Below are 25,894 nucleotides of genomic sequence, written 5' to 3' on the forward strand. Positions count from 1 at the left end.
GAATGACGTGCCGACACTTAACGTCACCCACGTGGTTAAGCTCTCCGTCATCGTGCCGTTCTACAACGTGCAGCAATACGCCCCCGACACCTTGCGGAGTCTGCGTGCGAACGCACGTGACGACTTCGAATTCATCTTCGTCGACGACTGCTCGCGCGACGAGACCCCGGACATCCTGGAGCGTGCGGCGCGCGAGCTTCCCGGCGCCGTCCACCTCAGACATGAGACGAACGGCGGCCTCGCGACCGCCCGCAACACGGGCCTCGACGCGGCACGCGGCGAGTACCTCACCTTCCTGGACGGCGACGACTGGCTCGCTCCCGGTTACTACGGTCAACTCGTCGACGCCATCGAGGAGTTGGGCTGCGACTTCGTGCGCACCGACCATGTGCAGTGCACCGCGCGGGCCCGCACCGTGCACCGCGTCCCGCACGGCAGGCGCGGCGTCGTGATGAGCCCGCGCGAGGTGATCCTGCCCGCCGACCGCTCGACCTCCGTCGACTACGCGTACGCCTGGGCGGGCATCTACCACCGCCGGCTCGCCGACCGGGGGCTGCTGCACTTCACCGACGGGCTGCGCACCGCGGAGGACCGGCCGTGGATCTGGCGGCTGCACCGCGAGGCGGAGTCCTTCGCGGCGGTGGGCCTGCTCGGGGTGTTCTACCGGCGCGGGGTCGCCTCGTCGCTGACGCAGATCGGCGATGTCCGCCAGCTCGATTTCATCAAGGCGTTCGACCAGGTGGTACGGGAGACCGCGGCGGACCGGGACGCGGACGAACTCCTGCCCAAGGCCGTCCGTACGTATTGCGCGATCATCTCCCACCATTTGGGATCCATCGAAAGGTTCGAGCCATCCGTGGCGCGGAAATTGAAGTCAATGAGTGCGGCCGCGCTGAAGCGGATGCCGCAGGGCGTGCTGGACGACGCGCTCGACTCCATGGACGTCCAGCGGGCGACCCGGCTGCGCAGGCTGCGGCGGCGCCCGGTGACGGCGGAGGTGGCCGCGTGAGCGCCCGCCGCACGACGCAGATCTTCTTCGCGTCCACGCTGTACGGCGCCGCGACCCTCGCCGCCGCCCTGGACGCCGGCCGCTTCGGCGCCGCCGACCGGCGCATCCTGCTGGTCAGCAACAACGCGGCGACGCCCGAGACGACGCCGTCGCTCGACGCGATGCCGGGGTTCGCGCGGCTGCGCGGGCGGTTCGACGAGGTGCGGTCCTGGAACGAGACCATCTCCCCCTTCCACCCCGGCGGTTGGGCGCCGCGCGGCGACGACGTCGTGCTGTGGGAGCGGTACATCAGGCTGCTCTGGGACCTCGGTGACGACGACGTCGAACTGGCCGTCGAGTCCATCCAGGTCAATCCCGCGCTCGCGCTCGCGCAGATCTTCACCGGCGCCCCGGTGGACGTCTACGCCGACGGCCTGATGAGCTACGGCCCCACCCGCAACAAGATCGACCCGCTGGTCGGCACCCGGGTGCGCCGCCTGCTCCACCTGGACCTGGTGCCGGGGCTCACCCCACTGCTCCTCACCGAGTTCGGGGTGCGGCCCGAGGTCGTGCCGACCGACGCGTTCGTACGGGTCCTGGCCGAACTCGCGGACGACGAGGCCGAGTCGGCGGGCCCGCTCCCCGACCTCGAAAGCCCCGCCCTCGAAGGCCCCGCCCTCGTCCTCGGCCAGTACCTCTCCGCGCTCTCCATCCTCACCCCCGAGGAAGAGGAGGAGCTGCACATCCGCATGGTGCGCGGAGCGGCCGAACTGGGCCACACCCAGGTGGTGTTCAAGCCTCACCCCACGGCGCCGGCCCGCTGGTCGCGCGCCCTGGAGAAGGAGGCCCGGACGATCGGCGTCGAGCTCACGGTGCTCGACTCCCCCGTACTCGCCGAGGTCCTCTACCAGCGGATGCGGCCCGCGCTCGTCGTCGGCTGCTTCTCCACGGCGCTCCTGACGGCCTCCGCGCTGTACGGCCTGCCCACCGCCCGCACCGGCACGGACCTCCTCCTGGAGCGCCTCGCGCCGTACCAGAACAGCAACCGCGTCCCGGTCACCATCGTCGACGCGCTGCTGCCCGAACTCACCGACCGGGCAGCCGTCGCGGCGCAGGAAAGCGCCCTGGGCACCGGCGAGTTGACCCGCCTCCTCAAGGCCGTCGGCTTCGCGATGCAGCCGCAGATATACCCCGGCCTGCGCCCCGACGCCGAGCGCTATCTCGCGCGGAACCTCACCCCCGCGACCTGGCGCTACTTCAAGCGGCGCCGCCTCACCGCGCTCGCGCTGCCCGGCGGCGTCCCCGCGCAGCTCGCGTTCATCCCGCGCAACGCGGCCGTCCGCCGCGTGGCCCGCCGCGCGCGTTCGGTGCAGCGCTCCCTCAAGCGGACCGCGCTCGGATGACGCCGCCCGCCCCCACGGACACCGCCGGGCCCGCCGCGATATCCGCCGCGGTGTCCGCTCCCGCCGCCGGCCACACCGCCCGGCCCGCTCGGCCCACCCGCGGGAAGCCCCGGCTGCGCGCCCTGGACGGCCTGCGCCTGGTCGCCGCCCTGATGGTCGCCGCCTACCACTACGGCGGCCGCGACGGCGAGATAGCGCAGGCCTGGGGCAGCTCGCCCAGGGAGCAGTTCCCGACGGCCAGTGAATGGTTCGCGTACGGCTGTCTGGGCGTGCAGATCTTCTTCGTGATCAGCGGCTTCGTCATCTGCATGAGCGGATGGGGCAGGCCGCTGCGCTCGTTCTTCGCCTCCCGCGCCTCCCGGCTGCTGCCCGCCTACTGGGCGGCGATCCTGCTGGTGACGGCGGTCTTCGCGCTGCCCGTCGTCGCGTACGGGACGGTCGCGCCGAGCGACGCGCTGGTGAACCTCACCATGCTGCAGCAACCGCTCGGCGCGGACCGGGTGCTCGGCGTGTGCTGGACGCTCTGGGCCGAGCTGCGCTTCTACGCGCTGTTCGCGCTGTGCGTGGTGCTGCCCGGCGCGACCCGCGCGCGCGTCATGCTGTTCTGCGCCGTGTGGACGCTCGCGGCGGCCGTCGCGGAGGGCGCCGACCAGCCGCTGCTCGACCTGGTCCTGATGCCGGAGTACGCGCCCTTCTTCGTCGGCGGCATCGGCATCTACCTCGTCCACCGGGACCGCCGCGACCTCACGGCGTGGGGCATCACCGGGGTGAGCTGGCTGATCGGCCAGCACTACGCGGTCGACCGGCTGTGGCACGCGCCGAACCCGAACTTCTTCTCCTACCGGTCCGCCTCCGTGATCATCGCCGTGGTGACGGCGGGCTTCGCCGCAGTGCTCGTCATCGCCCTCGGTCACCTGCACTGGGCGAACTGGCGCTGGCTGACCGTGGCGGGCGCGCTGACGTACCCGTTCTACCTGGTGCACGAGCACCTCGGCTGGGTGACGGTCGGGGCGCTGCACCGGCACCTCGGCCTGCCGTCGTACGCCACCTTCGGGCTGACGATCGCCGCGATGCTGGTCCTCGCCTGGCTCCTGCACCGCTGCGTGGAGGAGCGCCTGACCCCGCTGATCCGCAGGGGACTCACCCGCTGACCGACGCGCGCGAAGCCCCCTCTCCGGCCGGCGCGCGCGAAGCCCCGCAGCGCCCGGCGCGCGCGGGCCTCACCCCTCGAAGAGTGTCGCCCCGATCCCCGCCACGACCGCGGCGAGCCCCGTCTCGAAGCCGCGGTCGTGGGCGCGGAACATCTCGTCGCCCGCCGCCGCGATCAGCGGATACGCGGCCAGCCGCGCGGCGCGCGCGGCCAGTTCGCCGTCCTCCTCGCCGCGCGCCGGGTCGGGCAGCGTGGACTGCTCCTCGATGACGTACCCGATGGTGTAGCTGTACGCGGTGAACCAGGCTCGCGCGGCCGCCTCCGGGGCGAACCCCGCCTCGTTCAGCGTGCGCAGCATCGCCTCCATGGGGGCCGCGTACGACAGGTCCGTGTAGCGCGTGCCGCTGAAGACCTTGGCGCCGTCGCGGTAGCGCAGCAGATGGCCGCGCAGGCCGCACATCGCGGTGGTGACGGCCGTGCGCCAGTCCGGGTCCGGCGCGCTCAGGAGCGCGTCGGCCATCCGCCGCATCATCTCGGTGGCCATCTCGTCGAGCAGCGCCTGCTTGTCCTTGAAGTGCCAGTACAGCGCGGGCGCCTTGACGTCCAGGCGCTGGGCGATGGCGCGCAGGGTGAGCCCTTCGAGCCCGGTCTCGTTCAGCAGGTCGAGCGCGGCGCTCGCCACCCGGGTGCGGTCCAGCTTCGTCGTAGCCACCTTGACAACTTAACACCGTTAAGCGCATGCTCCGGACCATGGAACTTAACGACGTTAAGGAAACCGGTGTGCTCATCGTGGGCGCGGGCCCCACCGGGCTCGCCCTCGCCTGCGATCTGGCGCGCCGCGGCGTGCGGCCGCTCGTCGTCGAGCGGGCCCCGGCCCTCTTCCCCGGCTCGCGCGGCAAGGGGCTCCAGCCCCGGACCATGGAGGTCTTCGACGACCTCGGCGTGATCGGCGCGGTCCTCGCGTCGGGCGGCCCGCTCCCGGTCGGGATGGTGTGGCGGGACGGCGAGCGGCAGGGCGAGCACCGGATGTTCGAGCCGCCGGAGCCGACCCCGACCGCCCCGTACACCGTGCCGTGGATGGTCCCCCAGTGGCGCACCCAGGAGATCCTCCTCGCGCGGCTGCGGGAGCTGGGCGGCGACGTGGTCTTCGGCGCGGCGGTGACGGAGCTGACGCAGGACGCGGCGGAGGTCACCGCGCGGCTCTCCACGGGCGGGACGGTGCGCGCGGCGTACGCGGTCGCGGCGGACGGCGGCCGGTCCACCCTGCGCCGCGCCCTGGGCATCATCATGGCGGGCGAGACCGTCGACCCGCACCCGGTCCTGGTGGCGGACGTCCGCATTCCCGCGCTGGACCGGGACAACTGGCACATGTTCCCGGCCGCCGAGGAAGGCGGCCCGTACACGGCGATCTGCCCGCTGCCCGGGACCGCGGACTTCCAGCTGGTCGCCCAGTTCCCGCCCGGCACCACGCCCGACCTGACCCTCCAGGGCGTACGGGACCTCGTCGCGGCCCGCACGCACCTGAGCGGCGACGACGTCACCGAGCTGCGCTGGGCCTCCGACTTCCGGCCGCGCGCGGCGCTCGCGGACCGGTTCCGGGCGGGCCGCGTCTTCCTGGCCGGCGACGCGGCGCACGTGCACTCGCCCGCGGGGGGCCAGGGCCTCAACACCAGCGTCCAGGACGCCTACAACCTGGGCTGGAAGCTGGCCGCGGTGCTGGGCGGCGGAGCGCCCGAGGCCCTGCTCGACACGTACGAGGAGGAGCGGCGGCCCAACGCCGCGCAGATGCTCGGCCTGTCCACCCGCATCCACCGCGGCGAGGCGCAGCGCGGGGCGGCCACCCGGCAGCTCGGCATCGGCTACCGCACGTCGTCGCTGGCGGTGGAGACGCGCGCGGCGCTGGCGGAGGACGAGCTGCGGGCGGGCGACCGCGCGCCGGACGGGCCGTACGGGGCGGGCGGGCCGGATCAGGGGGACGGGGCGTCCGAGGGGTCCGAGGCGTCCGGGGCGGGCACGCTGTTCGACGTGTTCCGCGGCCCGCACTGGACGCTCCTGGTGGTCGGCACCGACGCCGAGCTGCCGCCGCTGGGCGCGGAGTCGGTGCACGTGCACCACGTCCCCGCGTACGAGCCGTACGGCAAGGGGCTCTTCCTGGTCCGTCCGGACGGATACGTGGGGTGGGCGGGTACGGACGCGCGGGACGGTCTGCCGGAGTACCTGGCTCGGTGCGCCGGTTGACGGCACGGCCCGTTCGGTCGAACGGGTGACCGGGCGGGCCGCTCCGCCCGCGCGTACGGTGGAGGGACCGTCCCACCGGAGGTCGTCCCGTGTCGCGTCGTCGTCGGCGGAGTGTTCTCGAGGGCCGGGTCGCCGTGGTCACCGGCGCCGGCCGCGGACTCGGCGAGGCCGTCGCGCGGGAGCTGGCGGACCGGGGGGCGAAGGTGGCGCTGGTGGGCCTGGAGGAGAACGAGCTCGCCCGGGTCGGCGCCGCGCTCCCGGCGACGGCGGCATCGCGCCACTGGCACGTGGACGTCACCGACCATCTCGCCATGGCCCGGGTCGCCGCCGAGGTACGGGAGCGGATGGGCGCGGTCTCCGTCGTCGTCGCCAACGCCGGTGTGGCGGAGGCCGGACCGTTCGAGGGCTCCGACCCGGAGCGCTGGCGGCGCGTGATCGAGGTCAACCTCGTGGGCAGCGCGGTGACCGCGCGGGCCTTCCTGCCGCAACTGCTCGCCACGCACGGCCACTATCTGCAGATCGCCTCGCTGGCGTCCGTCGGCGCCACCCCGCTGATGACGGCGTACTGCGCGTCGAAGGCGGGCGTGGAGGCGTTCTGCCACGCCCTGCGCGCGGAGGTCCGCACCCGCGGGGTCGGGGTGGGGGTCGGCTATCTGAACTGGATCGACACGGACATGATCGGTGACGCCGGCCGGTCGTCCGCGCTGGCCGCGCTCAAGGCGGAGCTGCCCGCCCCGGCGCGCAGGGTCCAGGCACCGGACCGGGTGGCCCGGCTTCTGGTGTCGGCGATCGAACGGCGCGCCTCCAGCGTGTACGTGCCGCGGTGGCTACGGGGCGCGCAGGTGGTGCGGGCCGCCCTGCCGGGTCTCGTCACGCGGGTACTGGGCCCGGACCTGAGCCGGACCGGGCTCCCGGAGACGGGCCTGCTCGGCGCGGGCGGCCGGGCGACGCCGCACCCTGACCGGCCCTGACCGATGAGCCCCGTGGCGGGGCTCGCCCCGCCCGGCGCTCAGACGCTGCTGAGGGACAACTTCACGGCGAACCCGAGGAACAGCGCGCCCGCCGCCGAAGAGGCGCCCGCCGAGAGGCGCTTGCGGCGCCGGAAGGCGTCGGCGAGCCGGGTGCCGCTGAAGATGAGGGCCGTGAGGTAGAGGAAGCTGGCGAGCTGCGCGAAGGCGCCGAGGACGACGAAGGAGAGCGCCGGGTAGGCGTAGCCGGGGTCGACGAACTGCACGAAGAAGGCGATGAAGAAAAGAATCGCCTTCGGGTTGAGCAGGCTGATCACCAGGGCCCTGCGGAAGGGCCGCTCGGCGGCCCCGGTCTCGCTCTCGACGGGCGCACCCACGTCCTTCTCGCGCCGCGTACGCCACAGGGCGACCGCGCCCCGCAGCATGCCGAGCGCGAGCCAGGCCAGATAGCCGGCGCCGGCGTACTTCACGATCCCGAAGAGCACCGCGTTGGCCTGCAGCAACGAGGCCACGCCGGCCGCGGAGAGCGTCATCAGGACGGTGTCCCCGCACCAGACGCCCGCGGCGGCGGTGTAGCCGGTGCGTATGCCGCGGCGTGCGGCGACGGAGAGCACGTACAGCGAGTTCGGGCCCGGCAGCAGAATGATCAGGGCGAGGCCCGCGAGGTAGGTCGGAAGATCGGTGACACCCAGCATGGCGGGAGTCTCGCACGGGCGTACGGACCCCCTCGAACGGTGTCCGGACTGCGGACATCCGGGCCCTGCGCCGACTGTCAGTCACCGTCCAGGAGGGTGTCGACGGAGAGGTCGAGGCGCACACCGACGGACGAGGGCAGAGCGAAGGTCTGTCCGCGCTGATAACACGAGCGCGCCCCGTACCCGTCCCCCACCGGCCCGGAGTGCACCAGCACTTGGCCGTGCTTGCGATCGACGACGACATACACCGGAACACCCGCCCTGGCATACGTCTCGACCTTCGTCACCAGATCGTTGCCCCAGTTGGACGACGTCACTTCCAGCACGAGCTGGAAGACATGGGGCGCGTAGCAGTTCTTCTCGACGACCGCGTCCTTGTAGTCGTCGTCGACGACGGACAGATCAGGCACCGCATAGTCGTCGAGACCCGTAGGCAACCAGAGGCCAATGCCTTGCAGGTAGCGGAGGCCCGCCTTACGCGCTCCGGCGTCATGGAGGGCGACGGTGAGCCAGGACAACGTCTCCTGATGCGAACCGTCCGGCGGTGGTGTCACGACGATGCTCCCGTACAGGATCTCCACCCGGTGTCCGGGCAGCTCTTCCCAGAGGCGGTCGGCAGCATCGGCGAGTGACGACTCGTTCAGTATCACGGCCACGGCAGCCTCCTTTCGGGAGCACTCTTCATGAGCGTAACCACCCTCGCGGGCATTCCGCTCCGGATCACCCGTTCGAGGCCGGCGCGGCCTCGACCTCAGAACGTGTCCGTCGGCACGTACGCCCCCCACACCTCCCGCAGCGCGTCGCAGACCTCGCCCACCGTGGCTCGGGCGCGCAGCGCCTCCTTCATGGGGTAGAGGACGTTCGCCGAGCCCTGCGCCGCCTCGCGGAGCGCGGTCAGGGCGGTGGTCACCGCGGGGCCGTCGCGTTCCGCGCGCAGGCGGGTGAGGCGGGACGCCTGCTGGGCCTCGATCGCCGGGTCGACGCGCAGCGGCTCGTACGGCGCCTCCTCGTCGAGGCGGAAGCGGTTGACGCCGACCACCACACGCTCGCCGCTGTCCGTCTCCTGCGCGATGCGGTAGGCGTTCCGTTCGATCTCGCCCTTCTGGAAGCCCTGCTCGATGGCGTGCACCGCGCCGCCGAGGTCCTCCACGCGGCGCATCAGGTCCAGGGCCGCCCGCTCCACGTCGTCCGTCATGCTCTCCACCACGTACGACCCGGCGAAGGGGTCCACCGTCGCCGTCACGTCCGTCTCGTACGCGAGGACCTGCTGGGTGCGCAGGGCGAGCCGGGCCGACGTGGCGGTGGGCAGCGCGATGGCCTCGTCGAAGGAGTTGGTGTGCAGCGACTGGGTGCCGCCGAGGACCGCGCCGAGGCCCTGGACGGCGACCCGGACCAGGTTCACCTCCGGCTGCTGCGCGGTGAGCTGGACGCCCGCCGTCTGCGTGTGGAAGCGCAGCATCAGGGACTTCGGGTCGCGGGCCCCGAACTCCTCCCGCATCACCCGGGCCCAGATGCGCCGCGCCGCACGGAACTTGGCGACCTCCTCCAGGATCGTCGTGCGCGCCACGAAGAAGAAGGAGAGCCGCGGCGCGAAGTCGTCCACGGCCATGCCCGCCGCCACCGCCGTCCGCACGTACGCGATGCCGTCGGCCAGCGTGAAGGCGATCTCCTGCGCGGGCGAGGCGCCCGCCTCGGCCATGTGGTAGCCGGAGATGGAGATGGTGTTCCAGCGGGGCAGCTCGGCCCGGCAGTACCGGAAGGTGTCCGCGACGAGCCGCAGCGACGGCTGGGGCGGGAAGATGTACGTGCCGCGCGCGATGTACTCCTTCAGGACGTCGTTCTGGATCGTGCCGGTCAACTCCTCGGAGGCGACGCCCTGTTCCTCGGCGACGAGTTGGTAGAGCAGGAGCAGCAGCGCGGCGGGCGCGTTGATCGTCATCGACGTGGAGACCTTGTCCAGCGGGATCCCGTCGAACAGGACGCGCATGTCCTCGATGGAGTCGACCGCGACGCCCACCTTGCCGACCTCGCCGCCCGCGATCGGCGCGTCGGAGTCGTGGCCCATCTGGGTCGGCAGGTCGAAGGCGACGGACAGGCCGGTGGTGCCGTGCTCGATCAGCTCCCGGTAGCGGGCGTTGGACTCGGCGGCGGTGCCGAACCCGGCGTACTGGCGCATGGTCCAGGGGCGGCCGGTGTACATCGTCGGGTAGACGCCGCGCGTGTACGGGTACGCGCCGGGCGCGCCGAGCTTCTCCGCCGGGTCCCAGCCCGCCAGGTCCTCGGGGCCGTAGACGGGCTCGATGGGCAGTCCGGACTCTGACTCGTGTGTCATGCCTTCAGCTTGCGCCCGCGGCCCGTACGCGTCACTCGCGGCAAACCGGGAAACACTTCCAGATGTGTTGTCCAGGGCTTGGGGGCGTGATGGGCAGGCAAGCGATATCCGCGGGTGCCGTAGCGGTGCTGGTACTGACCGCCGGGTGCAAGGCGGTGACGGTGGACGCGGACGGGGCGCCTTCCGGCGCGGACGGCGGGCCGAAGGCCGCGGCCACCCGGCCGCCCGCCGAGCGGACCCCGACGGTCCCGCCCCCGGCGCGGACTCCGCAGTCCCCCGGCACCCCTCCCCCCGTCGCGACGGCCGCCCCGCCGACGCCCCGTCCGATGACGCTCATGCGGGCGGGCGACCACGGCGGACAGGTGCGGGAACTGCAGGCCAGGCTGCGGCAGATCGCCTGGTTCCTCGCCACCCCCTCGGGGACGTACGGGCCCGCCACCGTCAGCGCGGTCAAGGGCTTCCAGGCCAAGCGCGGTCTGCCCCGCACCGGCGACACGGACACCGTCACCCTGGGCAAGCTGCACGACATGACGCGCGAGCCGACGCGGCAGGAGCTGTACGCGGGAGGCGGGATGCCGCCCGCCCCGCCGGACAAGCGCTGCCTGACCGGCCGGGTCCTGTGCATCGCCAAGAGCACCCGCACGCTGACCTGGATGATCGACGGCAAGGCCGTCTCGACCATGGACGTGCGGTTCGGCTCGCAGTACACGCCGACCCGCGAGGGCACCTTCAGCGTCTTCTGGAAGTCCCGGCACCACGTCTCGACGCTCTACGACACGGCCATGCCGTACGCCATGTTCTTCAGCGGCGGCCAGGCCGTGCACTACTCGTCGGACTTCGCGGCCCGTGGGTACAGCGGCGCGTCGCACGGCTGTGTGAATGTGCGGGACGAGAAGAAGATCGCGCGGCTGTTCGCCCAGGTGCGCAAGGGTGACCGCGTCGTCATCTACAAGTGAGAGTCGCCATCTGCAAGGGAGAAGCGAAGGGCGGAAAAGCGGCGTGGGCGGGATCGGGGGAACGTATCCCGCCCACGCCGAGGGCACGGAGCCGAAGGTACGGGGGGAACCCCCGGCTCGTGCGCGGGCCGATGACCAGTCGGCTCACTTCATACTGCGCCGCCGTCCCGAAAAACGTCACACCCCGGGTCGCACCAGTGCGTGACACCTCTGTGGGATCTGTGGGACACATCTGTGGGACACCTCGACATCGCGCCCCGGCCGCGCCCGCTGCAGCAGGCGCGAACCGCTACGAGAGGTACGGCAGCGCGCTGTACGAGCCCGTGGGCGTCGCCCGTGGGCCGGACGGGGGCGAGATGGGCGGCACGGGGGCGCCACCGGTGTCTCCGCCGCCGCCCGAGTCGCCGGCGTCCTCGTCGCCGCCGGAACCGTTCTCGCCGCCCTCGTCGTGGCCGCCGGGACCGCCCTGACCGCCGCCACCACCCTGGTGGCCGCCACCCTGATGGCCGCCGCCACCCGAGCCGTCGAGGATCCGGCCGCAGAACGCCTCCACCCGGGCCGGGCCCTTCGCGGCCTCCTCCAGGCGTCGGCGCTTGTCGCCCTGCAGTTCGCCGCTGCGGTAGGCGCGGCAGGCGGTCACCACCTTGCGATACCAGCCCTTGGCCTCGTCCCGGTGCGGCGGCTGTTCGCCGGACGGCTGCGAGGGGGTTTCGGCGGGGGTCTCGCCGTCCGTCCCGGGACCGGGCGTCGTGTCGTCCGGTCCGGTCGTGGGCTCCCCGGTCGGCTCGTCGCCGGGCTCGGTGCTCTCGTCCGTCTCGATGTCCTCGCTCGGCTCGGGCGCGCCGCGGGAGGCGGAGGCTCGCGGCTCGTCCGGGGTGGCGACGCGTGAGGCGGACGCGGCGGGGTCGGGTTCGTGGTGCGCGCCGAACGGCGAGGGCAGCACGCCCGTCCCCGCGGCCACGGCGACGCCGCCGATCATGCAGGCCGCGAGGGCCGCGGCGAGCCCGAGGCGGACGGGGCGCCCCCAGCGGCTGGGGGCGGGGCGAGTGCCCGCGCGGCTCAGCCGTACGGTCTCGTCCGCGGCGGCGCGGTGGGCGGCCGTCGCGTAGGGCGCGGCCATCGAGCCGACGCCGGCGCCCTGCGGGAGCTCCGCGCGGGCGGCCCGGAAGGCGGCCAACGCGGCGGCTTCGCCGGGGAGTTCGCCGGGTACGGGGTGGGGGGCGGCTGTGTCGGCGTGGGCATCGGCGTCGGCGGGGCGGTCGTGTCCTGAGCCCGCGGGCGCGGTCCGGCCGGCCTCGGTGAGGGGGACGCTGCCGGCCTCGTGCGGGACGTCCGAGGCCGGGGCGTCCTGGCCCGAGGTGCCGGGGGCCGCCGGCGCCTCCGCCGCGCCGACAACCCGGCTCTGCTCGGCCAGCTCGGCCAACGCGGCCAACTCGGCCAGCGTCCGGGCGAGCCGGTCCGCCCACTCCTGCGCGTGGGGGTCGATGCCTTCGAGGGGTTCGCCGCGCAGCAGACGCTCCGCCGCGTCGCGGTCCAGCCACCTGTGCTGCTCGTCGGCCATCACATGTCCTTCTGCGTCCGCGTACGCGATTGCGTCACACCGGCGGACGTCACCGCGCAGCCGCGCGGCTCTCTCTGTGGGGGTACGGCGCCGAGCGCCTCCTGGGGGTCGGCGCTCTGCGCGCCGAGCAGTTCGGCGAGGCGCTTCAGGCCGCGGTGCGCCGCCGTGCGGACGGCTCCGGGGCGCTTGCCGAGGGTCTGGGCCGCGCTCTTCGCGTCGAGGCCGACGACGACACGCAGCACGACGGCCTCGGCCTGGTCCTGCGGGAGCCGGGCTATCAGGGCGAGGGCCTCACCGGTGGCGAGGGACTCCAGCGCCTCGTCGGCGGTGTCTGATTCGCCCGGCTTGCCGGTCAGCTCGGACTCGTCGCCACCGACGGCGGGGCGACGGCCCCGCATCCGTATGTGATCGAGGGCGCGATTGCGCGCGATGCGCGCCGCCCAGCCCCGGAACCGGTCCGCGTCTCCGCTGAACCGTCCGAGGTCGCGCGCGATCTGCAGCCAGGCCTCGGAGGCGACGTCCTCCGCGTCCGGGTCGGCGACCAGCGTGCGTACGTAACCCAGCAGCCGTGGGTGCACGGCGCGGTACACAGTCCGGAAGGCGGTCTCGTCCCCGTCCTGCGCCGCAAGCACCGCGGCGGTCAGCTCCGCGTCGTCCCCCAGCACTCTCACAATCCTGCCACTCGGAGATCTGCGCCCGGCCCCGGCGCGAAGCAGCACGCTACGGGCTGGGGAGGCCCTACGTCCATGTTTGTACAACGTGCAACTAGCAGGTGACAGAACGCGGTGTGACAGAAAACGCACCCACGGCGCTGAAGGGAGTACGGACCGCACGCGGTTCGTACCGTGTGCCGGCCGGGGCCTCTCCTGTGGGGGGTGGCGGCCCCGGCCGGTTCTTCGGTGGGCTTCTTCGGCGAGCTCTGGAGCGGGCTGGTAGGAGAGCTCCCGGCTCGCCGCAGCCGCAGCCGCTACCGTGAAGCCATGACCGCACCGCCCGGCTGGATGCGCCTGCCCCGCGCGGAGGGCTGGTTCGCGGAGGACCTGGATCACCTCCCGAGGCGCCGCGCCACACCGAGCTGGTCGACGGAGCCCTCGTCTTCATGTCGTCGCCCCAGCGGTCCTGGCACGGCCGTGTCGTCACTGCCCTGACCGCCACACTCATGGCGCAGGCACCACCCGGCACCGAGGTCGAGCGGGAGATGACGATCCGCCTGGACGCCCGCAACCGCCCCGAGCCCGACCTCTTGCTGACGAGCCTGCCCTACGACCCCGACCGGACCTGGTACGCCCCCGACGACGTGCAGCTCGTCGTGGAGGTCGTCTCCCCCGAGTCCGCCCACCGCGACCGCACGGTCAAGCTCCGCAAGTACGCGGAGGCTGGGATCCCGCACTACTGGCGCGTCGAGGAAGAGGACGGCGCACCGGCCGTCCACGTGTACGAGCTCGACGAACCGACCGGCGCCTACGCGCCCGCGGGCATCTTCCGAGGAACCCTGCGGCGCCCGCTCCCCTTCGAGATCACGCTCGACCTGGACAAGCTCACACCGCCCCGGAGCAGTTGAGGGCCGGAGCGGTCGAGAGCACCCTGGTCGGGACGGAGGACGGCGTGCTCAGACCTCGAAGAGGGAGCCGTCGGCTCCGCCGCCCGGGGCGAAGTCGGAGATGTCGAGTGTGCGGTCGGCCGGCGGGGGCTTCGCGTGGACCGGCTCGTCGTATTCGGAGAAGCGCAGGATCATGGCCTCGCCGTTTTCCACCTGGCTGATGGCGACGACGTACGGCTTGCCCCCCGCGGCCACGTACATGGTCGTCCGCTCACCGTTCCGACGGCCGATGACCGGGATGACGTCCCGGCCGTAACGGTGGGTGCGCGCAAGGGACTTGAAGGTCTCGCCGGGCTTCGGCGCCGCCGGCATCTCGGCGGTGAAGTCGTCGAGGTCGCAGGCCGCGGGTCCCGTGGCCCGCGCGGAGCCCAGGCGGGAGCCCTCCGGGAGCTTCAGGTACTTGCCGCGCGCGAGCCCCGCCCGCTGCCGGGCGCGTGCGGCCGCCTCGGGTCCGCGCCGGGCCGCCGTCGCGATGAGCGCGTCGAGCGTCGCGTCGCTGTACCGCGCGTAGGCCCCGTCGCCCGCGACGACGAGGATCTCGCCGCGCGCCATCGGGCCGCTGTCGAAGGTGCCCGTGCAGTTGCCGTCGCGGTCCACCCGCAGGGAGCCCTTCTGGGTGCCCTTGGCGGTGGTCATGTCGACGCGGATCCGTACCGACTCCGTCTCCTTCAGGAGCCGCATGCCCTCGACGGCGAGCTCCTTGCCGCGCCGCTCGTCCGCGGGGACGACCTCTTCGAGCGTGCCGCCGGAGTACGACACCCGGCCCTCCGCACCGCAGGACGCGAGCGCACCCACCGCGAGGCAGACCGCACCGGCGCGTATCCAGCCCTTGTCCGCCCTCATCCGGCGCCCCGTCCGGGCTCCCGTCCGAGTCCCGCCCCGAGTCCCCACCCGTACTCCCACCCCTGGCCCCACCCTCACATCAACCGCACAACTCTCACATGACCCAGCGCACCGGCCCGCCCATCCGTCACGCCCGATGGATGCGTCATACATCACGCGACAAAACACCCGCCCCGCTACAACCCTTTGACCCCTCGATCAGTCGTACGAACTCGCTGAGTTCACCTGAAATTCGCTGAGGGGTGGGGTAATTGAGGCCGCGCAAAACGCGTGAAAAGGCGCGTACCACGCACGCGTACCGTCCGTTGAGTCTGAAGCGCCGGGCATGGCTGACGGTGGGCGCCGTCGTGCTCGGCGGCGCGGGGGCCGTGACGTACGCGATGGCCGACCCCGCCGACGGCTCGGGCTCCGGCGCCGATCCGCGCGCCAGGCGGGCGCCGAGCGTGCACGATCTGGCGCTGCGGGCCGACGGCGCGGCGAAGCGGGAGCTGCCGCGCACGTCGACCGGTCAGTTCTCGCTGCTCGGCGTCTCGTGGGGCGGCGCCGCCACGGAGCTGGAGGGCACCGCGCAGGTCCGCACCCGCGCCATCGGCTCCGGCGCCTGGACCGGCTGGCACTCCCTCGACCTGGAGACGCACCCCGCGGAGAAGCCGGAGGCGGGCACGCGTGCCGCGTCCGATCCGCTGTGGGTCGGACCGTCGGACGGCGTCGAGGTCCGCGTCGTCGCGGCCGACGGCACCGCGAAGTCCGGGCTGCCCGAGGGACTTGAGGTCAACCTCGTGGACCCGGGCGTCACGGCCAAGGAGGCCGGGAACCCGTCCCTCGACGGCGGGACGGCTGCGAACGACAGCTCCGGCACCGGCAACGGCATGGACCCCGCGGCCTTCGCCGCCGACGAGACCCCCGACCCGGCCGACCCGTCGGACCCCTCGCACGCCGCCCCGGACCCGGACCCCACCCCGACCAGGCCGACGCCCCCGCCGTCCACCGTCACCCAGCCGCCCGTCGTGAAGCGGGCCGCCTGGGGCGCCGACGAGTCCCTCGTCAAGGACCCGCCGGAGTACCTGGAGAAGGTCAAGGCCGTCTTCGTCCACCACACCGTCGGCAGCAACGACTACAGCTGCGCCGAGTCCCCGGCGCTGGTCCGCGGCGTCCTGACGTACCACGTGGACGTCGAGAAGTGGAACGACCTCGGCTACAACTTCCTCGTCGACAAGTGCGGCCAGATATTCGAGGGCCGCGCCGGCGGCATCGACCTGCCCGTGCGCGGCGCGCACACCTACGGCTTCAACGGCGACTCGGCGGGCATCGCCGTCCTCGGCGACTTCGAGGGCGACCCGGCGACCGACAAGCCCGCGGGCAAGCCGACCCGCGCCGCCCTGGAGTCGGTGGCCCGGGTCGCGGCCTGGAAGCTCGGCCAGTACGACGGCGACCCGACCGGCAAGGTCACGCTGACCGCGGCCGACGACACCGGCGTGTGGAAGAAGGGCGAGCAGGCCACCCTGAACACCGTCTCCGGCCACCGCGACGGCTTCGCCACCCTGTGCCCGGGCAAGAACCTGTACGGCAAGCTCGGTGAGATCCGCCGCTACGCGGGCTCGGCGGGCCGCAACTCCGCGATCCCGTCCGGCGACTACAACCGCGACGGCATCGCCGACCTGATCGCCGCCACCCCGAAGGCATCGTCGTCCCGCGGCCGCGTCACGGTCGTGCCCGGCGGTCTCGACGGCCCGGTCGGCGCGTCCCGCATCTCCCTGACGCAGGCCGGCGCGGGCGTGCCCGGCTCCTCGGAGACCGGTGACAATTGGGGCGCGGCCACGGCGTGGGGCGACCTGAACGCCGACGGATACGCGGACCTCGTCATCGGCGCTCCGGGCGAGGACGACACCGCGGGCCACGCCGACCGCGGCGCGGTCACGATGCTGTACGGCCCGAAGTTCACGTCCGGCACGGACATGCAGCTCTCGCCCGACTTCCACTACCCCGGGGCGAAGTTCGGCTCCGCGGTGGCCTCGGGCGACTTCAACGCCGACGGCAGGGCCGACGTGTTCGCCGCGGCCACCGGCACGGGCGGCTCGTGGGCCGCGCGGCTCGACGCGGAGCACGAGTCGGGCGGCAGCCTCACCTCGGGCGACACCGCCATCGCCTACCCCGACGCCGCGTCCGGCGACTTCAACCGCGACGGCTACGCGGACGTGGCGCTGACCTACCGCGACCAGGCCGGCAAGGGCAAGGTCGCCTGGTTCCGCGGCGGCCGTTCGGGGTTGAGCCGGGTCGGCGTGCTGTCCGTCCCCGGCGGCCGGTCCGTCGCCGTGGGCGACGTCAACGGCAACGGCTACGACGACCTGGTCATCGGCCAGCCGTACACCGCCGAGTCGGGCGCCCACGCGGGCGGCCAGGTCACGGTGGTCCCCGGCACGTCGACCGGGTTCACGACGACCGGCATGAAGACGGTCCACCAGGCGACGTCCGGCGTGCCCGGCGCCGCCGAGGCGGGCGACGCGATGGGCTGGTCGGTCGCGGCCGGCGACTACAACGGCGACGGATACGCGGACGTCCTGACCGGCGCCCCGGACGAGGACATCACCCGCGCCGAGAAGAACCGCAAGGACGCGGGCACCTCCCTGCTCCTGAAGGGCTCGTCCTCCGGCCTGACCGGCACGGGCGCGAAGGCCTTCTCGCAGGACGAGCCGGACGTCCCCGGCTCCACGGAGTCCGGTGACCGCCTGGGCTCGTCGGTGACCCTCGCGGACATCTCCGGCCACGGCCGCGCGGACCTGGCCATCGGCGTCGAGGGCGAGGACACGGGCGACGGCACCATCCTGCAGCTGGACAGCGGCAGTTCGGGCAGCGTGCCCGGATCGAGCGGCGTCTACTACGGGCGTACGGTGCTGGGGACGCCCGCGGGCGCCCGGCTCGGGCAGGCGCTGACGCCGTAGCACCCGCACCGACGCGCCGCTCCCCGGCACGGGGAGCGGCGCGTCCAAATTGTCCGGGGGGTGCCCGGGAGCTGTCCGGCGGGGCTCACCCGGTGTCGCTGGGCACCCGGCAGTCCTCGGGCTGCGGCCTGCCGTTGGGCCAGCCGATGCCGACGAACTCCAACCCCCGGGTGCGCGGGTCGAGTTCGACGACGGCGACCGGCTTGTCGTAGGCGTTGCCCGCGTTGGTCAGACAGATCCAGCCGCTGGTCCCCGCGACCTTGTTGACCGCCTCCAGGCGCTGCCACATGTCGGAGACCCGCTTCAGGGGCGGCACCGTGCCCTCGGTCTGGGCGTTGGCGAGCAGTACCGCCTTGGCGATGGTGTGCACACCGTCGTGGACGAGCATGGTGCGGGAGTCCCCCAGGCGGACGGGGCCGATGTCGCCCGCGGTGCGCCGGGTGATGAGCTCGCTCAGTGTGCGCAGCTCCTGCTGGGGCTGGGTGAGGTAGGCGGGGCGGCGCTTGCCCAGGTCCTTGCGGCGCAGCTCCCGGTCCCACGCGTCGGGGTGCCCGGGGGCCGCGTACTGCACCGTGACGGCGGGTTCCTTGCCGTCGCCGCCGCGCAGCCTCGCCCAGTCGTCGGCCTTCAGGTAGCGGTCGAGGGTGGCCGATCCGGAGCCGCTGATGACCGTGTACTTCTTGCCGCGGCACGGCACCTCGGCCAGCTTCAGTGCGAAGAGCCGCAGGTGGACGGGGCGGCCCGCGAAGTAGACGTACCGCGCGGAGGACTGGCAGATGTTCTGGGCGATGAGCGAGAAGTCGTTGCCGGTGTCGCCCTGTTCGGTGATCGAGGGCGACTCGAAGGTCTGGTCCTTGGGTCCGGGCGGGCCGTCCTCGTCGCGGCTGAAGGCGGCGGCGAGCGAGTTGTTGTAGATGTCGTGCGGCCGTTCGTCCTTGACCAGGACGGTCTGCTCGTCCTTGAGCTGTCCGTGGAAGCTGGCCAGCGCGTCCGCCTGCTGGCGGTTGGTGGGGATGATGCGGGCGAGGCCGGGATAGGGGTCCTTGCCCGCGGCCTTCTCCGGGTTGGCGAGGCCGTCGGCGCTGACGCGGCTGGCGAGGACGGGGATGTGCAGGTCGTGGGTGAGGCGCGCGATGGCCTTCTCGGTGGCGTCCAGGCTGAGGTTGAAGCCGGTGACGGCCCGGAGGTTGTCCTTCTTGTCCCGCGCCATCGCGCCCAACTGGTCGACGACGCGCGCCTGTTGCCCGTACGCGTCGCCGGGGTTGGCCAGCACCAGGCGCAGCAGCGGCGTGCTCTCCGCGCGGTTCGCCCGGTACTGGGCGAGATAGGCGCCCTGGACCTCGCTGCGGAGCTGTTTGCGCTCGGCGGCGATGTCGGGCTGGAGCGGCAGCATCAGCGCGACGGTGACGTGCGGCTTGTCGCCGACGACGCGTTCGTTCTCCCGCGCGATGGCGCGGGCCACCTTGTCGATCTCCGGTGTGCCGAAGGCGTATCCGGTGCCGTTGACGCCGATGCACTCGCCGGCGTGCTCCTCGACCCCGGCGGCGCAGCTTTCCGGTTCGCCGATCGGGGGCAGGAAGACGTACAGGAGCACGCCGGCGGCCGCGAGGCCGAGCAGCGTGAGGATCCTGCGCATCCAGTTGGCCAAGAACGTGTTGTACAGCCAGTTCCCGAACTGCCTCAACGCTGCCCTCCCTCTGCCGGTGACGCCCTCGTGCGGGCCGGCCTGAGCGCCGTACCCGGTGTGCTCGTCCGGACCGCTGCCAAGCCGGCCTCAGCCGAACCCGATGTGCTCCGTGCACACGCACCGCTGCAGCGGCTGTTTGTCCTCGGCCCGGTCGCCCCAGTCGCGGGCCATCCGGATGAGGAGCGCGGCGCCGTCCGCTGCCCTGGCCACGTCGGCGCCCTCGGGGCCCTGGTCGCGGACCGCGTCGTCGGCGATCCGCGCCAGCTCCTCGCTGAGCTCGCGCAGCGGCCCGCGCAGCACGCCGGGCACGATCTCCTCCAGCGGCCGGGTGCGGTCCTCGGTGAGCCAGACGGCGTGCAGCAGCCGGTCGATCTGGCGCCGCCGGGTGTCGCCGCGCACCTGCCGCTCGCCGAGCGCACGGGCGTAGCGGTCGTCGGGGGCGCCGATGAGCGCGGCGTCCGCTATCGCGAGCAGCTCCGCGCACCACTCGTCGGTGGGGCGGGTGTGGAACGCGTCGGCGAGGTGGCGGGTGACGAGTTCCGCGCCGTCGGAGGCGAGCAGGTGGTGCATGCGGTGCGCGGCGGCGGTGACGAACAGCGGGTCGGGGTGGCGGTCGCCCAGGTCGCGGTAGTGGCCCTGGAGCAGCGCGTGGTCGGCGTGCCAGGCCGCGCCGCCGTCGCGCAGCCGGTGCAGTCTGCGGGTGAGCAGCCGGCGCAGGCCGAGGTCGCCGATGAAGTGCCGGGGGCAGCGCGGCCAGCCGGTGTCCTCCAGGAGTTCGGCGATGCGGTAGGCGTTCAGTTGCTCGGTGCGCCCCTCCTGCACCGCGCGCATCAGGGTCTGGGCGCACTCCACGTCGTGCGCGACACAGAGGTGGGTGAGCAGGTCGAGCCAGTGGGCGCGGTGTTCGGGCGGCAACTCCTCGGGGCGCTGGCGGACGACGAGTTCGTCGAGGAGTACGTCGGCGACGGGCCGGTCCGCGACGGGATGGCCCCGGTCGTCCTCGCCCGCGGGCACCCGGGCGTCCAGGATGGCCCAGTCGGTGCACTCGTCGGGCGTCGGGAACGCGGTCGCGGCGGTCGCCTCGCCGAGCCGGGTCACGAACAGCGGCCGGCCGCCGCTCAGCCGGTGCACACCGCTGTGGATGCGCAGCCGTACGGCGTTGTCGAGCGGGTCGTGGCCGCCGCGCAACCGGCTGAGCTCGTCCCGCTGCCGGTCGCGGGTGAGGACGGGCATGCGGACGAGGAGGACGCCCCGCCACAGCGGCGCGTGGTCGGGCACGCCGCCGGCCGGGCGGTGCCACGCGGGCAGCGTGCCGGTGAAGGGCTGCCAGCTCGCCACGGAGTCGTGGCTGGAGCCCGCCCGGTGCAGGAAGCGGCCGCCGTCCTCGCGGCGGGCGGTGGCGAAGACGACGAGGCGGTCGTGGTGCCCGCGCTCGCGGTCCTCCAGGGCGGGTTTCACCAGGCGCCGGCCGAGGACGTTGTCCGCGTGGTCGAGGAGCAGGGCGGGCCGTCCCACGCGGGACATCCGGCCGCGCACGGAGTGGTACGCGGCGTCGATGTCCTGCCGCAGCGCCCGGAAGAGGAACCCCTCGGCGATCCGCCGGGCCTCGCCGCCCTGCTGGAAGTCCTCGCCGAGCGCCCGCAGTCCGGCCGACGGGTGGCCCCCGGCGCCGGGGTACTCGCCGTAGCAGGCGGTGAGGGCGGCCCTGCCCTCGGCCGAGACGCGGGCGAACAATCCGTCGAGCAGGGCGTTGAGGAAGGGCCCGGCCAGCGGGTGGCCGACGAGCCCGGCCACGTATCCGACGTAGTTCCTGGCCGTCCCCTTCAGCACGCCGCGCCAGAAGGAGCCGGGCGGCAGGATCCCGTCGAGCCTGCTCACCTCCCGGACCAGCGGCGCGGGTCTGGCGAGCCGGTCGCTCGCCGCCACGGCCGCGAGGCCGGCGTACAGCCGTGGCACGGCGATCCCGCCGCCGTCGCCGCCCCAGTCGCCGTACTGCAGCGCGATCTTGCGCAGCACCTCGGTCATCTCCGAACGGCTGCCGGGCCGCGCCTCCGCCTGCTCCCGGCAGTCGGTGAGCGCGCAGTCGATGTGGGCGACGGGCACGCGCGGCCCGAAGTCCCGCCGTATGCACCGCAGAAGCCGCCCTTTGCCCATGCCGGGGCCGCCGACGAGCAGGACGACGGGCAGGTCGGGCCCGTAGAGCGGTTCCCTCTTGCGCCCGGCCGAGGTCTTCCCGAGCAGCCGGGCGACCAGGCCGCCGTCGTCCAGCAGCTCGTCGAATCCGAGTTCCTCAGGCACGGGCCGCTCCGTGGCCGTGACGGCCGGGTCGTCGGATGATGGCTCGTCAGGTTAACCAAGGAGCGGGAGTTTGGGGAGGGTACACAAGTGCCTTTGCCATGGGGTGAGTTGACCATGGCGGGTGGCGAGATCGTCGGCGCCCGTACGGAGAAGGCCGTAAGTGGCCGGAAACACCCCCACCCTGCGGGGTGCCGAGGGTGGTGCGACCACCGTCCCGTCCGACCGGTGCAACGGACGGGACCGGCTCCGGCGCGCCCGCGACAGCCGTGAAGAGCCCCCTGCGGCGGGCGCCGCAGGGGGCTCTGGCATGTGCTCGTCCGGCGGGATCGCGGTGCCCCGCGCCTCCCGGGCCAGGCGCCGCAGACCGCGGTACGTGGCGGACCGCACCGCCGCCGGACGCTTGCCGAGCACCCTGGCGGCGGCCGGTCCTTCGAGGCCCACGATCACCCGCAGCAGCACCGCCCTGCCCTGGTCGGGTGGCAGGGTGGCGACGAGGCCCAGGACGTGCGCGGTCGAGAGCGTCTCCAGGGCGCGGGCCGCCGTGTCGTCGAGGGACGGTACGTCGGCCACGTCCTGCTCGGCCGTCGCGGCGGCCCGGGGCCTGGTCCGCAGCCGTCGCAGATGGTCGAGGGCGCGGTGGCGCGCGACGGTCGCGGCCCAGCGGCGGAAGTCGGCGCCGCCGCCGTGGAACCGGTGCAGGTCGCGGACGATCTGCAGCCAGGCCTCGGAGACCACGTCCTCCGCGTCGTCGCCGACGCGTGCGCGCACGGAGCCGAGGAGCCCCGGGTGCACGCTCCGGTAGACGTGGGCGAAGGCCGCCTCGTCCCCCGCCCGCGCCTGACCCAGCGCCCGCGTCAGCTCCTCGTCCCCCGTCGCCGGACGGCGATGTTCCGCACCCTGCGCCACGCTTCCCTCTTCACCCCGTCGACACCGCCCACCGTGCCCGTGCCCGTCGCGCCCCCGCGTCCCGCACTGTGCGGCTCACTCTGCCGCAGCTCCCCGTAACAGAAGAAGGCTTTATATCTCCCGGCGGCGATATCACGCCGCGAACTTTTCACGCCGCGTCGCGCGTCCGCCCCGGCAGTGTGAGGTAGAAATCCTGGAGGGATGGTTCGGAGCCTTCCCTTCCGCCCCGCTCCAGGCAATTGACGACCTTGCCGAGGGGATTCCAGAACCGGCCGTCCGGCATCCGGACGCCGACGGACTGCCCGAACAATTCCCGCTGTTCCGCGTCGAAGTCGACCCACACGGCGCCGGCCCGGCGCACCAGCACTTCCCCGAGATAGGCGCCGAGCCCGCACAGCGTCCCGGCGATCTCACTCCGTTCGCGGCCTCCCTTGCGAAGGCCTTCGACGAGGAAGTCCACGAGGCGGAGGCTGGCGACGGAGAAGTCGAGCGGCAGCCGGTTCCCTGCGGTCGCACGGTCCACGAACTCCCGTGCCCGGCCCCGCATCTCGGCCGCTCTCGGCGCCTGCCCTCCCGCACCGTCCATGGTTCCCACCCCTTTCACTCACCCCGCGCCCGCGAGAGCACACGCGTGCCCTCGCCTCACAGAGCGCGGATCACCGCCGCACTGTGACGGCTTTCGGGCGTGTCCCTTGTCACGCGCCGAACACCGCCCTTCCCGTACAACCATTCACCGGTTTCACGCGTCGGGCGAATGTCCTTTTTATTCCACCTCTGGTGCACCGGGCCCCGGGTGTTGTATAACCAGCCGGATTTGGGGAGCGGGGAGATGAAGGGCGAAAGCATGAGGGACGCCGAGAAAAGCGGTGGCTTAGCAGATTTCGGCTGGGGGGAGTTCGACGCAGGGGACTTGGGAGAAGTCGTCGTACCCGAGGATCCCGACGATCCGACGGTGGTGGGGGAAATCCCGGACCGCCGCGTAGTGATCGTCGGCGCCCTACTCATCGGTATCTGCGCCGCATTCATCGCCTACGGGTTTCTCGGCGGTGACAGCGGGGGTGACGACCCCGGCGGTACCTCCGGGGAACGCCCCGCGCGCACCGCCTCGGCGCCCTACCGCGTCACGGACACGGGCGCGGGTCCGCACGCGGACCAAGGCCCTTAGGGTCCTCCGTCCGGATCAGGCCGGACGTCCCTCAGACCTGCTGGTCCTGCCCCCGCCCCCGCGCCCGCCGCGACACCACCGCCCGCAGCACCCGGCGGCCCTCCATGGAGACGTCCAGGGCCTGGCGCAGGCCGCCCGCCGGGCCCGCGCCCTTGTTGCCGAGCAGCTCCAGGATCCGTACCTGGCGGCGGAGTTCGGCCGCGACCAGCGGGGTCATGCCGTCGGTGCGACCCTCGCGGCGTGCCGTCACCGAGCGGCCGCCGCCCGGGGGCGCGGTGTCCAGGAGCCGGTGCACCTGGAGCGCGGCGACCGAGCAGGCGTCCGCCCACTCGCGGAGCTCGGCGCCCCCGCAGGACCCCGGGACCGCGTCGAGCATCCGCCGGGCGAGCACCGCCGCCTCACCGGAAGCAGCGCCACCCTGCGCGCCGCCCGCAGCACCACCCCGCGCACCGCCCCCTCGGACCCGCTCCCCCGACGCCCCGTCCAGCGCCGCGCGCGCCTCGGCCAGGGGGCCAACCCAGTCGCCGCCCTCGGCGAGCCGCGTCCACAGCGGGCGCAACAGGTCGTCGTCGCCGCCGAGCACCGGCACGCACCGGTCGAGGCAGGCGAGCCCGCTCGCCGCGAGGCCTCTCTCGTCGGCCTGCGCGATCAGCTCCACCAGGCTCATGCTGTACGTCTCCCCCGTCACGGACCCTGCACCGGCCCCGCACGGGCCCCGCACTGACCCTTACTGCGTGCGGCGGCCCCGGAACGTCACTGCGGGACCACGCCGAGGCGGTCGAGGAAGCGGAAGAAGAGTTCCTCGGCCGAGGGCTCGGCGTCCGCGTTCAGGACGTCGAACAGGGGCCCCGCCGTGACCGTACGGCCCGACTCCGCCGCCCAGGCCACCGCGCGCCGCGCCGCGTCGCGGGGCTCCAGGAAGTAGTCCTCCACGGTCAGTTCGGCGTCGCCGAGGTAGCCGGCCATGGCGGCGCGGTCCAGGCAGGTCGTCCACGCCCCGCTCTCGGGGGCGGCCGCCTCGACGACCACGCAGTCGCTGTCCATCACATAGCCGAAGAGGGCGGGCGCGCCCGTCTCCTCGGCCAGCGCGTTCATGTTCCCGACGTCCCGCGCGCCCTCGCCGCCCGGCACCTCCCACACCTGCCAGCCGTCGGACCTGCGGTCGAGGAGGGACAGCTCGTCCCGTACGGCGGCCACCGCGGAGAGCTCCGCGAGCGGCTGCTCGCTCTTGCCGACGACGTAGTACCCCCAGTAACCCATGGCGCGTCCCCCCGTGTGCTCGTACTGGACTTCGAGGCCGAATACACCACAGACATCGGTGGTTTCGCCACCAAAAAGCCGAAATCACGCAGGGGTGCGCGGTTACGGCAGGGCGGGGTCCCGCGGCGGGCCCGACCTGGCCTTGTCGTCCTGGAGGCGGGTGAGGCGGTGCACGAAGACCACGGCGAGGACGGCCGATGCGATGTCGACGACGTCGGAGAACATCAGGTTGCCGACGGCGTCCCTGATCTCGCGGGGCTCCTCGGCCCGCCAGTACGACTGGGTGGACCACCGCCCGGCGAGGAGGTTCACCACCCACAGCGTCCACCAGGCGTTGAGCAGCCGGTGCGGCACGGCACCCGCCCGCGCGTCGAGGGTCATGGTGCGGTCGAGGGCCACCGAGCGCGGGCCGCTCGCGTCCCAGATGTCCAGGGCGATCCGCCGCGGGATCCAGAGGTTCACCACCGGCACGAACCAGCCGCCGACCGCCCAGCCGCGCGTCTTGCGGTGGATGAACGGTTCGAACACCTCGGCGTTCACGCGCACCCGGTGGAACCATACGAGGAACACGACGCAGGTCGCGAGCAGCGCCCCGGTCTGCAGGAAGCCGGAGGCGGCGTACAGCGTGTCGGCGCGGTCCGCCTCGCGCTCGATCCCGGCGCCGTAGTCGCCGGAGATCAGGTCGTCCATCACCCCGCGCATCACCGTGCCCGCCCACAGCGAGTACAGGTCGGCGGCGACGGCGACGGCGAGCAGCGCGATGACGGCGCGGCTGAGGCCGACCGGCGAGCGCAGGTGGGCCGGGCGGCCCGCCGGAACGTGCGGCGGCGGATGATCCTTGGACAGCATGATGGCGCGACCCCCCACGGGTGGTTCTCGACGGACGAGCGGATCCGCCCGCGTCC

General features: G+C 73.2%; 21 protein-coding genes and 2 pseudogenes. 9 read left to right on the forward strand and 14 right to left on the reverse strand.

Annotated elements, in window-relative coordinates; all coding sequences use genetic code 11:
• Positions 1-31: 31 nt before the first annotated feature.
• From ACZ6CV_RS07515 to ACZ6CV_RS07525, 3 genes are read left to right on the forward strand one after another with little or no spacing between them, the layout of a single operon-like run.
• Positions 32-1,009, forward strand: coding sequence for a glycosyltransferase family 2 protein (locus tag ACZ6CV_RS07515; RefSeq protein ID WP_362363801.1), 978 nt, complete (start codon positions 32-34; stop codon positions 1,007-1,009).
• Positions 1,006-2,391 (forward strand): polysialyltransferase family glycosyltransferase, encoded by a 1,386-nt coding sequence (locus tag ACZ6CV_RS07520; protein WP_469250001.1) that lies wholly within the window; start codon positions 1,006-1,008, stop codon positions 2,389-2,391. Before ACZ6CV_RS07515 ends, ACZ6CV_RS07520 begins: the two co-directional genes overlap by 4 nt.
• On the forward strand, positions 2,388-3,542 hold the full coding sequence (locus ACZ6CV_RS07525) for an acyltransferase family protein (RefSeq protein ID WP_469250002.1): 1,155 nt from the start codon (positions 2,388-2,390) through the stop codon (positions 3,540-3,542). Before ACZ6CV_RS07520 ends, ACZ6CV_RS07525 begins: the two co-directional genes overlap by 4 nt.
• 69 nt (positions 3,543-3,611) lie before the next feature.
• Here the strand turns inward: ACZ6CV_RS07525 and ACZ6CV_RS07530 are convergent, their stop codons facing one another.
• Positions 3,612-4,253: a TetR/AcrR family transcriptional regulator C-terminal domain-containing protein gene (locus tag ACZ6CV_RS07530; protein ID WP_469250003.1), complete on the reverse strand. Its 642-nt coding sequence runs from the start codon at positions 4,251-4,253 to the stop codon at positions 3,612-3,614.
• Between the two features lie 38 nt (positions 4,254-4,291).
• Between ACZ6CV_RS07530 and ACZ6CV_RS07535 the strand changes: the two genes are divergently transcribed.
• Positions 4,292-5,779 carry an FAD-dependent monooxygenase gene (locus ACZ6CV_RS07535; protein ID WP_469250004.1) on the forward strand — a complete coding sequence of 496 codons (1,488 nt, stop codon included), beginning with the start codon at positions 4,292-4,294 and terminating at the stop codon, positions 5,777-5,779.
• An 89-nt stretch (positions 5,780-5,868) separates the two neighbouring features.
• Entirely contained in the window at positions 5,869-6,750 is an 882-nt protein-coding gene (locus tag ACZ6CV_RS07540; RefSeq protein WP_469250005.1) for an SDR family oxidoreductase, read from the forward strand.
• A gap of 38 nt (positions 6,751-6,788) precedes the next feature.
• On the opposite strand, the gene leuE is transcribed toward ACZ6CV_RS07540, so the two are convergent.
• The 3 genes from leuE to ACZ6CV_RS07555 all read right to left on the reverse strand — a co-directional run bounded on the left by leuE (position 6,789) and on the right by ACZ6CV_RS07555 (position 9,774).
• Positions 6,789-7,442, reverse strand: a complete 654-nt coding sequence (gene leuE, locus ACZ6CV_RS07545) for a leucine efflux protein LeuE (protein ID WP_469250006.1) — start codon at positions 7,440-7,442, stop codon at positions 6,789-6,791.
• 77 nt (positions 7,443-7,519) lie between these two features.
• The gene (locus ACZ6CV_RS07550) at positions 7,520-8,098 is read right to left on the reverse strand and encodes a Uma2 family endonuclease (RefSeq protein WP_469250007.1); all 579 of its coding nucleotides are present in this window, start codon (positions 8,096-8,098) and stop codon (positions 7,520-7,522) included.
• A gap of 95 nt (positions 8,099-8,193) precedes the next feature.
• A complete protein-coding gene (locus tag ACZ6CV_RS07555) occupies positions 8,194-9,774 on the reverse strand; it encodes an acyl-CoA mutase large subunit family protein (protein ID WP_469250008.1) in 1,581 nt (526 codons plus the stop codon).
• A 62-nt stretch (positions 9,775-9,836) separates the two neighbouring features.
• Here ACZ6CV_RS07555 and ACZ6CV_RS07560 point away from each other — a divergent pair, with 62 nt between their 5' ends.
• Positions 9,837-10,730 carry a L,D-transpeptidase family protein gene (locus tag ACZ6CV_RS07560; protein WP_469250009.1) on the forward strand — a complete coding sequence of 298 codons (894 nt, stop codon included), beginning with the start codon at positions 9,837-9,839 and terminating at the stop codon, positions 10,728-10,730.
• Positions 10,731-11,019: 289 nt separating this feature from the next.
• Here the strand turns inward: ACZ6CV_RS07560 and ACZ6CV_RS07565 are convergent, their stop codons facing one another.
• Positions 11,020-12,291, reverse strand: coding sequence for a hypothetical protein (locus ACZ6CV_RS07565; protein WP_469250010.1), 1,272 nt, complete (start codon positions 12,289-12,291; stop codon positions 11,020-11,022).
• A complete protein-coding gene (locus ACZ6CV_RS07570) occupies positions 12,291-12,956 on the reverse strand; it encodes an RNA polymerase sigma factor (protein ID WP_355803598.1) in 666 nt (221 codons plus the stop codon). Before ACZ6CV_RS07570 ends, ACZ6CV_RS07565 begins: the two co-directional genes overlap by 1 nt.
• 315 nt (positions 12,957-13,271) lie before the next feature.
• Here ACZ6CV_RS07570 and ACZ6CV_RS07575 point away from each other — a divergent pair.
• A pseudogene (locus ACZ6CV_RS07575) lies at positions 13,272-13,852 on the forward strand (Uma2 family endonuclease).
• Between the two features lie 48 nt (positions 13,853-13,900).
• Here ACZ6CV_RS07575 and ACZ6CV_RS07580 read toward each other — a convergent pair.
• Positions 13,901-14,734 carry a hypothetical protein gene (locus ACZ6CV_RS07580; protein WP_469250011.1) on the reverse strand — a complete coding sequence of 278 codons (834 nt, stop codon included), beginning with the start codon at positions 14,732-14,734 and terminating at the stop codon, positions 13,901-13,903.
• 305 nt (positions 14,735-15,039) lie between these two features.
• Between ACZ6CV_RS07580 and ACZ6CV_RS07585 the strand changes: the two genes are divergently transcribed.
• Positions 15,040-17,673 (forward strand): FG-GAP-like repeat-containing protein, encoded by a 2,634-nt coding sequence (locus tag ACZ6CV_RS07585; protein ID WP_469250012.1) that lies wholly within the window; start codon positions 15,040-15,042, stop codon positions 17,671-17,673.
• 85 nt (positions 17,674-17,758) lie between these two features.
• Here the strand turns inward: ACZ6CV_RS07585 and ACZ6CV_RS07590 are convergent, their stop codons facing one another.
• The 4 genes and pseudogenes from ACZ6CV_RS07590 to ACZ6CV_RS07605 all read right to left on the reverse strand — a co-directional run bounded on the left by ACZ6CV_RS07590 (position 17,759) and on the right by ACZ6CV_RS07605 (position 23,150).
• Positions 17,759-19,357 carry a type 1 periplasmic-binding domain-containing protein gene (locus ACZ6CV_RS07590; protein WP_469250013.1) on the reverse strand — a complete coding sequence of 533 codons (1,599 nt, stop codon included), beginning with the start codon at positions 19,355-19,357 and terminating at the stop codon, positions 17,759-17,761.
• Between the two features lie 90 nt (positions 19,358-19,447).
• Positions 19,448-21,658, reverse strand: a complete 2,211-nt coding sequence (locus tag ACZ6CV_RS07595) for a hypothetical protein (RefSeq protein WP_469250014.1) — start codon at positions 21,656-21,658, stop codon at positions 19,448-19,450.
• A gap of 315 nt (positions 21,659-21,973) precedes the next feature.
• Positions 21,974-22,564, reverse strand: a pseudogene (locus ACZ6CV_RS07600) (RNA polymerase sigma factor); the annotation flags it as partial.
• Positions 22,565-22,712: 148 nt separating this feature from the next.
• Positions 22,713-23,150: a hypothetical protein gene (locus tag ACZ6CV_RS07605; RefSeq protein WP_469250015.1), complete on the reverse strand. Its 438-nt coding sequence runs from the start codon at positions 23,148-23,150 to the stop codon at positions 22,713-22,715.
• Between the two features lie 243 nt (positions 23,151-23,393).
• On the opposite strand from ACZ6CV_RS07605, the gene ACZ6CV_RS07610 reads away from it, so the two are divergent.
• Positions 23,394-23,729 (forward strand): hypothetical protein, encoded by a 336-nt coding sequence (locus tag ACZ6CV_RS07610; protein ID WP_469250016.1) that lies wholly within the window; start codon positions 23,394-23,396, stop codon positions 23,727-23,729.
• A gap of 31 nt (positions 23,730-23,760) precedes the next feature.
• Here ACZ6CV_RS07610 and ACZ6CV_RS07615 read toward each other — a convergent pair whose 3' ends face one another.
• The 3 genes from ACZ6CV_RS07615 to ACZ6CV_RS07625 form a co-directional block, all read right to left on the reverse strand.
• Positions 23,761-24,396, reverse strand: coding sequence for a hypothetical protein (locus ACZ6CV_RS07615; protein ID WP_469250017.1), 636 nt, complete (start codon positions 24,394-24,396; stop codon positions 23,761-23,763).
• 86 nt (positions 24,397-24,482) lie between these two features.
• Entirely contained in the window at positions 24,483-24,989 is a 507-nt protein-coding gene (locus tag ACZ6CV_RS07620; protein WP_469250018.1) for a hypothetical protein, read from the reverse strand.
• Positions 24,990-25,091: 102 nt separating this feature from the next.
• Entirely contained in the window at positions 25,092-25,838 is a 747-nt protein-coding gene (locus ACZ6CV_RS07625; RefSeq protein WP_469250019.1) for a DUF4328 domain-containing protein, read from the reverse strand.
• Between the last annotated feature and the right edge of the window lie 56 nt (positions 25,839-25,894).

Source organism: Streptomyces sp. NPDC041713, from assembly GCF_055591085.1.

Excerpts from the sequence above, each read along its gene's own strand:
- ACZ6CV_RS07525 (WP_469250002.1), top strand. The coding sequence starts at position 2,388 with ATGACGCCGCCCGCCCCCACGGACACCGCCGGGCCCGCCGCGATATCC.
- ACZ6CV_RS07555 (WP_469250008.1), bottom strand. The coding sequence starts at position 9,774 with ATGACACACGAGTCAGAGTCCGGACTGCCCATCGAGCCCGTCTACGGC.
- ACZ6CV_RS07535 (WP_469250004.1), top strand. The coding sequence starts at position 4,292 with ATGGAACTTAACGACGTTAAGGAAACCGGTGTGCTCATCGTGGGCGCG.
- ACZ6CV_RS07560 (WP_469250009.1), top strand. The coding sequence starts at position 9,837 with ATGTGTTGTCCAGGGCTTGGGGGCGTGATGGGCAGGCAAGCGATATCC.
- ACZ6CV_RS07620 (WP_469250018.1), bottom strand. The coding sequence starts at position 24,989 with ATGGGTTACTGGGGGTACTACGTCGTCGGCAAGAGCGAGCAGCCGCTC.
- ACZ6CV_RS07565 (WP_469250010.1), bottom strand. The coding sequence starts at position 12,291 with ATGGCCGACGAGCAGCACAGGTGGCTGGACCGCGACGCGGCGGAGCGT.
- ACZ6CV_RS07615 (WP_469250017.1), bottom strand. The coding sequence starts at position 24,396 with ATGAGCCTGGTGGAGCTGATCGCGCAGGCCGACGAGAGAGGCCTCGCG.
- ACZ6CV_RS07625 (WP_469250019.1), bottom strand. The coding sequence starts at position 25,838 with ATGCTGTCCAAGGATCATCCGCCGCCGCACGTTCCGGCGGGCCGCCCG.
- leuE (WP_469250006.1), bottom strand. The coding sequence starts at position 7,442 with ATGCTGGGTGTCACCGATCTTCCGACCTACCTCGCGGGCCTCGCCCTG.
- ACZ6CV_RS07605 (WP_469250015.1), bottom strand. The coding sequence starts at position 23,150 with ATGGACGGTGCGGGAGGGCAGGCGCCGAGAGCGGCCGAGATGCGGGGC.
- ACZ6CV_RS07580 (WP_469250011.1), bottom strand. The coding sequence starts at position 14,734 with ATGAGGGCGGACAAGGGCTGGATACGCGCCGGTGCGGTCTGCCTCGCG.
- ACZ6CV_RS07610 (WP_469250016.1), top strand. The coding sequence starts at position 23,394 with ATGAAGGGCGAAAGCATGAGGGACGCCGAGAAAAGCGGTGGCTTAGCA.